General features: G+C 71.1%; 7 protein-coding genes. 3 read left to right on the top strand and 4 right to left on the bottom strand.

Annotated elements, in window-relative coordinates:
- Nucleotides 1–6 precede the first annotated feature (6 nt).
- The gene (locus ACIRYZ_RS42035; RefSeq protein ID WP_402953942.1) at nucleotides 7–375 is read right to left on the bottom strand and encodes a transposase family protein; all 369 of its coding nucleotides are present in this window, start codon (nucleotides 373–375) and stop codon (nucleotides 7–9) included.
- Between the two features lie 271 nt (nucleotides 376–646).
- Between ACIRYZ_RS42035 and ACIRYZ_RS42030 the strand changes: the two genes are divergently transcribed.
- Entirely contained in the window at nucleotides 647–1282 is a 636-nt protein-coding gene (locus ACIRYZ_RS42030) for an RICIN domain-containing protein (RefSeq protein ID WP_402953939.1), read from the top strand.
- A 415-nt stretch (nucleotides 1283–1697) separates the two neighbouring features.
- On the opposite strand, the gene ACIRYZ_RS42025 is transcribed toward ACIRYZ_RS42030, so the two are convergent.
- From ACIRYZ_RS42025 to ACIRYZ_RS42015, 3 genes are all read right to left on the bottom strand, one after another.
- Complete coding sequence (locus ACIRYZ_RS42025) at nucleotides 1698–2444, bottom strand: phosphotransferase family protein (RefSeq protein ID WP_402953938.1); 747 nt, start codon at nucleotides 2442–2444, stop codon at nucleotides 1698–1700.
- Nucleotides 2445–2529: 85 nt separating this feature from the next.
- A complete protein-coding gene (locus ACIRYZ_RS42020) occupies nucleotides 2530–3786 on the bottom strand; it encodes an IS256 family transposase (protein ID WP_402953937.1) in 1257 nt (418 codons plus the stop codon).
- A gap of 66 nt (nucleotides 3787–3852) precedes the next feature.
- Nucleotides 3853–4575: an IS6 family transposase gene (locus ACIRYZ_RS42015; RefSeq protein WP_402953936.1), complete on the bottom strand. Its 723-nt coding sequence runs from the start codon at nucleotides 4573–4575 to the stop codon at nucleotides 3853–3855.
- 54 nt (nucleotides 4576–4629) lie between these two features.
- On the opposite strand from ACIRYZ_RS42015, the gene ACIRYZ_RS42010 reads away from it, so the two are divergent.
- Both ACIRYZ_RS42010 and ACIRYZ_RS42005 read left to right on the top strand, forming a co-directional pair.
- Nucleotides 4630–4845 (top strand): hypothetical protein, encoded by a 216-nt coding sequence (locus tag ACIRYZ_RS42010; protein ID WP_402953935.1) that lies wholly within the window; start codon nucleotides 4630–4632, stop codon nucleotides 4843–4845.
- Nucleotides 4846–5340: 495 nt separating this feature from the next.
- Nucleotides 5341–11565, top strand: coding sequence for a beta-ketoacyl synthase N-terminal-like domain-containing protein (locus ACIRYZ_RS42005; RefSeq protein ID WP_402953934.1), 6225 nt, complete (start codon nucleotides 5341–5343; stop codon nucleotides 11563–11565).
- Nucleotides 11566–11747 lie beyond the last annotated feature (182 nt).

The following is an 11747-nucleotide window of genomic DNA, read 5'->3' as shown; positions in this document are numbered from 1 at the left end:
GCTACCTCACGCCACTCGAGATTCGGCGGCGGCACCGGCAAGGTCACACCCTCGCGGCGTAGACAGAGAGTGTCCAACCGCAGGGTGGAACTTCACGGTGGCGGACTTGGAGCATTCGGTGGCCATCCACGCGACCTGCCGGTCGAAGTCGCGAGTGTGCCCCGCATCGTGCCGGGCCCACGGGACGGCGGCGACCACGACCCCGTGCTGCTTGCAGGTCACGCGGGGCGCGTCGGCCTCCAGGTAGAGCTTGAGTCCGGCAGCGTCCAGGTGCCGCCAGCGCCGTCGTCCCGCTCCGGCGTCGAACCTCGGGCAGCGGGTGCCGCAGATCCCGCATCGGCGACGCGCCCGGGACCTGGGCCGGACTGCGACCACGATGACCTGCGACTTCTCCTCGAACCAGACGTCCTGTGGAACCGCCTGCGCGCATCCGACCAACGCGTTCAATACCGTGGTGAACCGCACGCCGTTCTCCCTGCACCCCAGATCACGAGTCTCGACGCCTCAAGATCTGCACAGGGGACGGCGTGTACTGCGTCAGGCGCTCCTCAGCGACCCACAGATGGAGCAGAAGAGCCCTTTTTCGTATCGTCGCTCTATTTCTGAAAGGCTTGCTTCGGACACATACGCTCCATATAAAAGCCGCATGCGCATCAATCGCCTTTCCCTCGTTCTTCTGGCCGGCGCCAGCGCGCTCGCGCTGGCCACCACCGCCCAGGCGGCCCCCTACTCCAGCGCCCCGGCCGAGCAGTGGCCCACCGCCGGACCGGCCGTGGGCAAGCAGATCGTCGACGTCGCCTCGCCGTCCCAGATCCCCACCGCCGGCCCCTACGCGGCCTCCACCCCCGACAGGCCGAACATCACCTACCGCACCAAGGCCTTCACCAACAACCACGGCGGCAAGTGTCTCGACGGAGACCTGAACGGCATCGGCAGCAACGGCACCAAGGTCCAGCTCTGGGACTGCAACGGCTGGGACAACCAGGCCTGGTACTGGACGCCGGTCGAGGGCCAGTCCGGCACCTACACGCTGCAGAACGGCCACAGCATGCAGTGCCTGGACGGAGACCTGAACACCATCAACAACAACGGCGCCAAGGTCCAGCTCTGGGGCTGCAACGGCTGGGACAACCAGAACTGGACCTGGAACGGCTCCACACTGCAGAACACCCACGGCCACAAGTGCCTGGACGGAGACCTGAACAGCATCAACAACAACGGCGCCAAGGTCCAGCTCTGGGGCTGCAACGGCTGGGACAACCAGAACTGGACCTACCACTGACCAGTGGTCAACTGCCATCAATAGTCAGGAGTTGTGGATGGCGACAGCTCTGGTGCCCTCGGGGATCCCGCTGAGTGCGCGGGATGGCGCCTGACGGACACGGTGTACGTGCGCGGGCCAGGGCATCTGACGCAGGGTCGATGGACGCGAGTTGTGCCTGGCGCTCAACCACATCGGGATGCGGCACTGCCAGGCCACCGAGTCCGGCCTGGGCGGTCCGATGCCCGCCAGCATCGCTCTGATGCTGGCGGGGCGGTCCGCGGGACGGGGCCGCATCCGCATCAGTCCAGGGTCCAGTGCGCCGCGCTCGCGTCGTCGTGCGGCTTGGCCCGCAGCCAGCGGAGCAATAGTCAAGACCTGTGGATGAGTTGTCGTGCGAGCGCGGGTTATTGCAACGGGGCCGGGCTCCGCAGCCTCACATCCGGGATCTCAGCACGTCGACTTCACAGCCTTGCGCGAATGGGTCGAAGCCGTGTTCGACCAGCCAGCGGACCCCTAGCAGGCTCCGCAACGACCACCACGCGCGGATCACGTCGAGGTCGATGTCGGTGCCATAGCCGGCGATGACGTCTTCGACGTGCTCCTCGTGTCCGAGCGTCAAGGTGGCGAGGTCGAACAGGGCATCACCCCGGCCCGCCTCGGACCAGTCGATGATGCCGGTGACCTCGTCGCCGTCGACGAAGACGTGATCGATCTGCAGGTCGCCGTGCGTGAACGCCGGAGTCCACGGCCGGATCGCTGCCTCGGCGACCTGGCGGTTGCGGGTGACCAGGTCGGCGGGCAGGACGCCGTTCGTCACGAGCAACTCGCACTCGCCGTCGAGTTCCGCCGCCAACTCGTCGGGACCCCGGCGGCGCCGACCGGGCCAGGGCGGCAACGGCGCCTCGTGCAGCTTCCGAATGGCGGCACCCGTCGCGGCCCATGCCGCCGGCGACGCGGTCGACGGCTCGCCGAGGCGCCCAAGCGCCGTCCCCGGAAGCGCGGCGATCGCGAGCACGGGCGGCTTGCGCCACAGGACCTCCGGCGTCGGGACCGGTGCCAGGGCCATCGCCTCAACCTCAACGTCGATGCGCGCCTGATCGGGGTCTACCTTCAAGAACACGTCGCCGACGCGCAGGGTCGCGCGCTCGGAATGGGCGACGACGACTTTGACCTCATCCATGGCGGCCAGTGTCCCAGGATGGCCGATGACATTCGCTGGGTTATCGCGTGTCAGCCACGGTCCGGCTGTTGGCTCCTGCAGCCGATCAAGCGGCCTGCTCCTCGCGCTCGACGAGGACACCGTTTTCGAACTGGGCGCCTGCGCGGACCAGTGCGACGAGGTGGGCTCCGGTGATCGCGCGCCAGCGTGTCTGGGCGGACTCGACGAGCTTGAACACCATCGCGAGCGCGGCGGCGGGGCTGCCCGCGCCGCGGGTGACCTTCGTTCGTAGCTTGACCGTGGAAAACGTCGACTCGATCGGGTTCGTGGTCCGCAGGTGGATCCAGTGGTCGGCCGGGAAGTCGTAGAACGCCAACAGTTCCTCCCGGTCGTCGGTGATCTTCGCGACCGCCTTCGGCCACTTGGCGCCGTAGGTCTTCGCGAACGCGTAGATCGCCTTCTCGGCGTGGGCGCGGTCCTCCGCGTTGTAGATCTCCTGCATCGCCTTCGTCGCGCCCGGCTGCGCGGACTTCGGAAGCGCGTTCGTGACATTTCGGGCTTTGTGGACCCAGCACCTTTGATGACGGGCGGCGGGGAATACCTCGGCCAGCGCCTTCCACAGCCCCATCGCACCGTCGCCGACCACCAGCTCAGGGTCGCGCATGCCACGCCGACGGCAGTCGCGCAGCAGGTCGGCCCACGACTCGGTCGACTCTCGCAGGCCCTCCGCGATGGCGATCAGCTCCTTGGTGCCGTCGACGCGTACCCCGAGCAGGACCAGGACGCAGGAGTGCGCCTGCCCGAGCCGAACGTTGGGGTGCACGCCGTCGGCCCACACGTAGACGAAGTCCCGGTCGGACAGGTCACGGGCCTGGAAGGCGGCGTGGTCCTGGCCCCACTGCTTCGTCAGCCGGGTGACGGTGGCCGGCGACAGGCCGGCCGTGCCACCGAGGAAATGCTCCAGCGCGGGCACGAAGTCCCCGGAGGACAGGCCGTGCAGGTAGAGCAGCGGCAGGACCTCGGAGACCTTCGGCGACTTGCGGCACCACGGCGGCAGGATCTTCGAGGAGAACCGCTTGCGCTCGCCGGTGGCGTCGTCGACCCGCCGGTCGTTCACCCGGGGTGCGGTGACCTCAACAGGACCGGCCGCGGTGACCACCCTGCGAGGCCGATGGTGCCCGTTGCGGACAACCAGCCGCCGACCTGACCCGTCGGTCTCAGCGGCCAAGTCGGCTATGTACTGGCTGACTTCCGCTTCCAGCGCGGCAGCAAGCATCCGGCGGGCGCCTTCGCGCACGATCTCGTCAATCAGGGAGCCGGACTCGGTGGAACCCTCGGCGGTGACTACGCTCGACGCTGTCACGTTGATGCGCGCGTGTCGGGCTGAGGGTGTGCCGGGGTGCGTGGGGTGCTGGGTGGGGCGCCTGGCTCAGGCTGCGGTGGGCAGGCCGGTGGTCTCGGTGACGTGGTCCCAGATGGTGAAGCGGAGGGTCATCTCGAGGCGGTGCCGAGCGGTGGTCAGAAGATGGCGTCGGGGCCGGAAGTGGGGTGAGATGCCGCTGAACGCGGACAGGAACCGTTGGGCGGCGCCGGGTGAGCGGAAGCCCTTCATGGCCCGCTCGCGTTGCCTCGTCGGCTGGTGGGAGTTCTCAGCCCGGTTGTTCAGGCCCTTGTGACAGCGGTGCTCCACCGAGCGCATCAGCTCCCGGTGGGCGACGCCGTAGGAGCGGAGCTTGTCGGTGACCAGCGCCCTGGGCACCCGGCACTGCTGCTTCATGAGGCGGGCCAGGAACCGCTTGGCGGCCTTCGCGTCCCGCTTGGACTGCACGAGGATGTCCAGGACGGTGCCGTCCTGGTCCACGGCCCGCCACAGGTAGTGCCGCTCACCGTTGATCTTGACGAAGACCTCGTCGAGGTGCCACTTGTCACCGGCGTGGGGCCGGCGGCGGCGCAGCCCGTCGGCATAGGCCTGGCCGAACTTCAGGCACCAGCGACGCACCGTCTCGTAGGAGACGATGACGCCACGCTGCAGCATCAGCTCCTCGACCTCGCGGAAGCTGAGCGGGAAGCGGAAGTACAGCCACACGCAGTGCGAGATGACCTCTACCGGGTACCGGTGGCCTTTGTACGAGGGCGGCACCGACGACACCACAGATCACCTCCCGGCAGAACCAGCACCAAGATCATCCCGCACCCATCAGTCAACGTGACAACGCCCTTCTCCGCCATCGCCACCGCGCGACACCCGCGGGCCGACCTCAGGTCCGACCCGGTCATCCGGTACGCCGACCTGAAGTTCATGTCGAACCAGGTGCACGACTGCCGCATCAAGATGCGGGAGGCGAAGAACCGTGCCGGCGCGGGCGCCGGGCTGAAGGCACTGCTCGACTGCGCGAACACGTACGTCCACAACGAGGTGTAGCACCGGCGCGGCCGATCGTCCGCCCCGGAGGTGGGGGGGGGGGCCCCCCCCGGGGGGGGGCCCCCCCGGGCCCCCGGGGGGGGGGGGGGCCCGGCACCCAGCCCCCGGGGGGGGGGGCAAACAAAGGAGGCCCCGCCCCCCCGCCCCCGCCGGTATACCCCCCCGCCGCGGCGCCCCCCCCCCCCCCCCGCGGGGGGGGGCCCCCCGGGGGGCGCCCCCCCCCCCCCCGGGGGGGGCCCCCCCCCCCGGGGGGGGGGCCCCCCACCTCCGGGGCTCACGGGGTCACGGTAGGAACGGAACGAAGAGTCCGGGTTGCCGTCAAAACCTTCGACGCGACTGGTCACCCCCGGCCAGCAACAGCCGCAGGTACCCGCCGCCGCCGATAGTGCAGAGTCCGCAGCCAACCGGCGGGTAGAACCCTGATACCCGACTTCAGCTGAACGTCGAAAGCGATTACAGAGGTGCAAGGTGCATGAACTGGTCCTCCGTCACGCGATGGATCTCAAAGACAAGATCGCCTTTGCCGATGCCGATGACGCGGTGAGCTACGGTGATCTCGCCCGCCTCACCGCCCGGGTGGCCGGCAACCTCCGTGTCGATCGCGGCAGTCGGGTGGCGCTGTATCTGGGCAACGGGGTGCCTGCTGTCACGGCCACGCTCGGCGTCTGCCGTGCGTCCGCGGTGGGCGTCCTGCTCGACCCGCGAAGCGGCGACGACGAGCTCCGGTTCCGTCTGGAGGACAGCGGTGCCGCCTTGGTGGTCACCGACCGCGAACACCTGGCGCAGGTCCGGCGGGTGGCCGGAGTCCGTGCGGTGACCGTTGACGACCTGCTCGCGCCCGCCGGCGCGCCGCCGCGGGACGACCTCGACCCGGACGCGCCGGCCTGGCTCCACTACACGTCCGGGACCAGCGGGGACCCGAAGGGCGTGCTGTCGGCGCAGGGCACCTGGCTCAGGTCGGCTGATCACGCCTACCGCGGGCTCCTGGGCATGTCCGGCGACGACCACCTGCTGTGGCCGCTGCCGCTGTTCCACGCCTTCGGGCATTCCATGTGCGTGGTGGGCGTTCTGGCCTTGGGCGCGAGCGCCTACGTCATGGACCGTTTCACCGCGGACGCGGCTGCCGCCCTGCTGCGCCGGACACCGTTCACCGCGCTGGGCGGCGTGCCGACGGTCTTCTCCCAGCTCCTGGACGTCGAGGCTCCGCTGCCGTTGCGATGCCTCTCGGCCGGGGCCCCGCTGACGGACGAGCTGCGGGACCGCTTCCGCCGCACGTCCGGCCGTGAGCTGCACGACGGCTACGGCAGCACGGAGACGTCCGGAAAGATCGCCGTCGACGGCGTCGTGCTGCCCGGCATCGACACCCGGTTCGTGAACGGTGAGATCCAGGTAAGGATGCCCGGTGCCGGTCGGTGGCATGCCACCGGGGACCTCGGCCACGAGGAGAACGACCGTCTGGTGGTGACTGGGCGAGCCGGCGAAACGATCATCCGGGGCGGGGAGAACATCCACCCGGTCGAGATCGAGCGGGTCCTGGCCCGCTGTCCGGGCGTCCAGGACGTGGGCGTGGCGGGTGAGCCCGACGCAGTGCTCGGTGAGGTGCCGGTCGCCTACGTCGTGGGCGACGACGTGGATCCGGCGACGCTGCTCGCCTTCTGCCGTCGCCTTCTGCCGCCGCACCGGGTGCCGGAGGACGTCCGCCCGGTCAGCCGGATTCCGCAGACGTCCTCCGGCAAGCCGGTGCGGAAACGGCTTCGGTTCCAGTACGTGATCGACGTGGTCCGACGGCAGACCGCGGGGATCACCGGCCGGGCGCCCGGGGCGGACCAGCCGTTCGTCGAAGCCGGTCTGGACTCGCTCGGCACGGTGCGGCTGCGCGACCGACTGGGCGCGGAACTCGGTGCCGCACTGCCGCCGTCCCTCGTCTTCGACCACCCCACGCCTCGTGCGGTGGCCGACTACCTCACCGGCGGGGCCGCCAGCCCGCCGCCGCCCGCCCGCAAGGCCACCGAGCCGATCGCGATCGTGGGCATGGCCTGTCGCTATCCCGGTGGGATCACCTGCCCCGAGGACCTCTGGCGGGTGGTCGCCGCCGGCCAGGACACGATCACGGGATTCCCCACGGACCGGGGCTGGCGCCTGGACGAATTGTTCCATCCCGACCCCGAGCACGTCGGCACCAGCTACGTCACGCGTGGGGGCTTTCTCGCGGACGCGGCCGACTTCGACGCCGGGTTCTTCCGCATGTCGCCGCGCGAGGCCCTGGCCACCGACCCGCAGCAGCGACTGCTGCTGGAGACGGCCTGGGAGGCCCTGGAGCGGGCGGGGATCGCGCCCGAGTCGGTGCGGGGCAGCAACACCGGGGTGTTCGTCGGCCTGATGTACAACGACTACGCCGGTCGCTTCCGGGGCGCAGCGCACCAGTTGGAGTCCCAGATCGCGCTGGGGGCGGCGGGGAGCGTGGCCTCCGGGCGGATCGCCTACGGCCTGGGTCTGCACGGGCCGGCGCTCACCTTGGACACGGCCTGTTCCTCGTCGCTGGTCGCCATGCACCTCGCGGCGGACTCCCTCCGGGCGGGCCAGTGCGACCTGGCCCTGGCGGGCGGTGCAACGGTCATGGCGACGCCGGACAGCTTCGTGGTGTTCAGCCGGCAGCGCGGCCTGGCCCCGGACGGACGGGTGAAGCCGTTCTCTGCGGCGGCCGACGGCACGGCCTGGTCGGAGGGGGTGGGGCTGTTGGTCCTTGAGCGGGTGAGCGACGCGGTGCGCAATGGTCACCCGATCCTGGCCCTGGTGCGGGGCTCGGCGGTCAACCAGGACGGGGCGTCCAACGGCCTCACGGCGCCCAGCGGCCCCGCCCAGGCGACCGTGATCCAGCAGGCCCTGGCCGATGGCGGGTTGGTCGGCGCCGACGTGGACGTGGTCGAGGCCCACGGCACCGGCACCGCGCTGGGCGACCCGATCGAGGCGGCCGCGCTGCTCGCCACCTACGGGCAGGACCGGTCCGCTCCGGTCCTGGTCGGTACCGTCAAGTCCAACCTCGGGCACACCCAGGCAGCCGCCGGGGTCGCGGGCGTGATCAAATCCGTGATGGCGATGCGGCACCGTACCGTGCCCGCCATGCTGAACGTCGACGAGCCGACCCCGCACGTCGACTGGTCCGCCGGTGCGCTCCGCCTGGTCACCGAGCGGACGCCCTGGCCGGCGCAGGACCGTCCGCGCCGTGCCGGAGTGTCGGCTTTCGGGATCTCGGGGACCAACGCGCACGTGATCGTCGAGGAGTACGAGCAGCTGCGGGTGGCGTTCCTCTTCCCGGGGCAGGGCGCGCAGCAGCGCGGGATGGGAAGGGAGTTGGCCGCCAGGTATCCGGTGTTCGCCGCAGCCTTCGACGAGGCGTGCGCCCAGCTGGATCCGGAGCTGCGAGAGGCGATCGACACCGACCTGGTGCACCGGACGGACTTCGCCCAGGCCGCCCTGTTCGCCTACGAGGTGGCGCTGTACCGCCTGTTGGAGTCCTGGGGATACCGCCCGGACGCGCTGATCGGGCACTCCGCCGGGCAGATCGCGGCGGCGCACGTGGCGGGCGTCCTGTCCCTGCCCGACGCGGCGAGACTGATCACTGCCCGCGGGCGGCTCATGCGCGAACTGCCGGCGGGCGGCGCCATGGTCGCCGTCCGGGCCGCCGAGAGCGAGATCCGGCTCACTCCTCGCACCGCGATCGCGGCCGTCAACGGGCCGGATTCGGTCGTCGTGTCCGGCCCGGAGGAGGAAGTGCTGGCCACCGCCGCCGAGTTCGAGCAGACGACGCGGCTCACCGTCAGCCACGCCTTCCACTCCCCGCTCATGGACCCCATCCTGGTCGAGTTCGCGGAGGTGGCCCGGAGCCTGACGTACCGTCCACCGCTCATTCCGATCATCGGCGCCCGCCCGGACGATCCGGACTACTGGGTGCGGCACGTGCGCGAGACGGTCCGCTTCGCCGACCACGTGGCCATGGTCGACGGCGCCGCCCTGGTCGAACTGGGCCCGGGCAACACGCTGGCCGCGCTCGTCGAGGGCGTCATCTCCACCACCGACCCCGAGCAGGCGGTGGCCCGGCTGCGCGGCACCCGCGCCTTCCACCGGCAGCGCTACTGGCTCGACCGCGCAGCCGAGCACCCGTTGATCGAGTCGACCGTCATTGTGCCGGGGTCCGGTGAGGTGGTGTGCACCGCCGACCTCAGCCCCGTGTGGCTGCTCGACCACGTCGTCGGCGGAACGGCGATCGTGCCCGCCACGGCGATCCTGGAGCTCGTGCTGTACGCCGGGGAGCGCGCCGGCTGCGACACGATCGACGAACTGGTCCTGCACACGGCGATGCGCCTACCGGAGACGCGGCGGGCCGAGATCGTCGTCCGCCCCGAGTCCGACGGCGCACGGCCGTTCGAGGTGCACGCCAACGGAGTCTGCTGTGCCAGCGGCCGACTGGCTCTACCGGTCGGTGGCGGCCTGCCCGCGCCGCAGGTGGACATCGGTGAGTGGCCCCCGCCGGACGCCGAGGAGCTCGAAGTCGAGCACGCCGACTACGGACCCGCGTTCCGCGGGCTGAACCGGATGTGGCGCCGCGGCGACGAACTCTTCGGCGAGGTGCGCGGGGAGTTCCCGGACGCGGGGCGGTTCGCGCTGCACCCCGCCCTGTTCGACGCGGCGTTGCACCCGGCACGCCTGCTCACCGACGGAGTGCCGTTCGCCCTGCGCGGCGTGCACCTGCTGGCGCGAGGCGCCACGGCGTTGCGCGTCCGCATCCGTGAGGGGCGGATCGCCGTGACCGACCAGACGGGCCGGCCGGTGGCGTACGTCGAATCACTCACCGCGCGTGCGACCGGAACCGGCCGGGGCACGCTGTTCCGCCCGGAGTGGCACCTGGTTCCGGGCCAGCCACATGGTCAGGTCCTTGAGGTGCCGCCGGGCGACGCGCCCGGCGCCCTGGCGCTCGCGCTGCGGGAGTTGCAGGCCGATCACGAGCACCTGACCGTTCTGGTGCGGCCGGCAGACCTGGCCGGAGCGGCGGTGGCCGGCCTGGTCCGGGTCGCGCAGACGGAGCACCCCGGCCGGTTCACCCTGGCCGAACTCAGCGATGGGCGGACGGAGATCGTGTCCGAGCACGCAAACCTGGTCCCGGTGCCGGGCGGCGCCTTCACCTGGCGCGGGACCGTCCTGGTCACCGGCGGCGGCGCGCTGGGCCGGGCGGTCGCCGACCACCTGCGGGAGAAGGGCGTGCGCGTCGTGGTCGCCAGCCGCACCGGTGAGACGCGGCTGGACGTCACCGACCGGGAGGCACTGGCCGCACTGGTCGACTCGATCGAGGACCTGCGGGCCGTCGTGCACACCGCCGGGGTGCTCGACGACGGGATCCTGGCCTCGATGACCCCGGCACGCCTGGCGACGGTGTGGCGCCCCAAAGCCGAAGCAGCCTGGCACCTGCACGAGTTGACCGCACACCGGGAGCTGGATGCCTTCGTGCTGTTCTCCTCGGCGGCCGGTGTGCTCGGTCACGCCGGACAGGCCAACTACGCGGCGGCCAACAGCTACCTGGACGAGCTCGCGCGCCACCGACGGCGACTGGGGCTGCCCGCCCTCTCCCTGGCCTGGGGCCCGTGGACGGTCGGAATGATGGCCGACCGGACCGCCGATCCCGGCCTGCTGCCCCTCACGCCCGCAGAGGGCGTGGCACTCCTGGAGGCAGCGCTGGGCGCCGACGAGCCGGTTCTGGTGCCGATCGCGTTCGACCGCCCGCCCCGGACGAAAACACGGACCACGCCGGAACCGACCCCGCCGACAAGCATGCTGGAGATGGTGTGCGCCGAGGTCGCCGCCGTGTTGAGCTACCCGGACGTGCATCCGGACACCCCGATCCTCGACCTCGGTTTCGACTCGCTCACCTCGATCGAGCTGCGCAACCGCCTGGAGGGACGGACCGGCCTACGCCTCCCCGCCACGGTGGTGTTCGAATCCGCCACGCCCAGGGCACTTGCCGAGCAGTTGCGTCCGCCGCCGCCCCCGGGGACGCTCGCGTTCCTGTACCGCAAGCTGTGTGAGCTGGGCCGCCCTCAAGAGGCCATGCACCTGCTCGTCACAGCGTCGTGGGCGCTGCCGTCGACGGCGACGCTCCCTTCCGCTGTCCCACAGAGACTCAGCGACGGCGAAGGCCCGGCGATCGTCTGCTTCCCCGCCTTCGCCTCACCCCCCGGGGAGTACGGCCTGCTGGCCCGGCACCTGCCGGGCATGTGGGTGCTCCCGCACCCGGGCTACGAGGGCGGCCCCGTGCCGGAGGACGTCGAGGCCCTCGTCCGGACCCACGCCGCCTCGATCACGCAGCTCGACCGACCGGTGGTGCTGCTGGGCCGCTCCACCGGCGGCCTGGTCGCGCAAGCCGTCGCGGAACGAGTCGGCGCCGAAGCGGTGGTGCTGGTGGACACCCACCCTGTCCAGGACGAGGAATGGCTCACCGAACTACCGGTCCGCAGCGCGATCAGGCTCGACGAGCCCGCTCTCGCGGCGATGGGCGCGTACGCGCGCATCTTTCTGGACTGGCAGGGGGAGACGACCGTTCCGACACTGCACCTGCGAGCCGGCGAAGTGCCAGGTGACCACCACTCAGTCCTCGAGGAGCACGCGGCCACGACGGCGGAAGCAATCCAGGCGTGGCTCTCCCGGACAGTATCGCCCAAGCCGGGATAAGTGTCGGCAGGTAAGGGCGGGCGATCGGCGCCCCGAGCCGCCGGCCGGCCCACGCCCGGTGCCGATCGGCGAACCAGCGCACCACGATCGAGCAGAGCAGGGTCATCGGCAGCCCGACCCCGAAGGGGATCAGCGCCACGGCGGCGAGCCACAGGCAGCACAGGGCGGCGCCCAGCATCGAG

This window comes from Kitasatospora sp. NPDC101155, from assembly GCF_044768305.1.
Lineage (GTDB): Bacteria > Actinomycetota > Actinomycetes > Streptomycetales > Streptomycetaceae > Kitasatospora.
The sequence above is the reverse complement of the archived record's forward strand: the minus strand, read 5'-3'. Positions and strand labels throughout refer to the sequence as shown.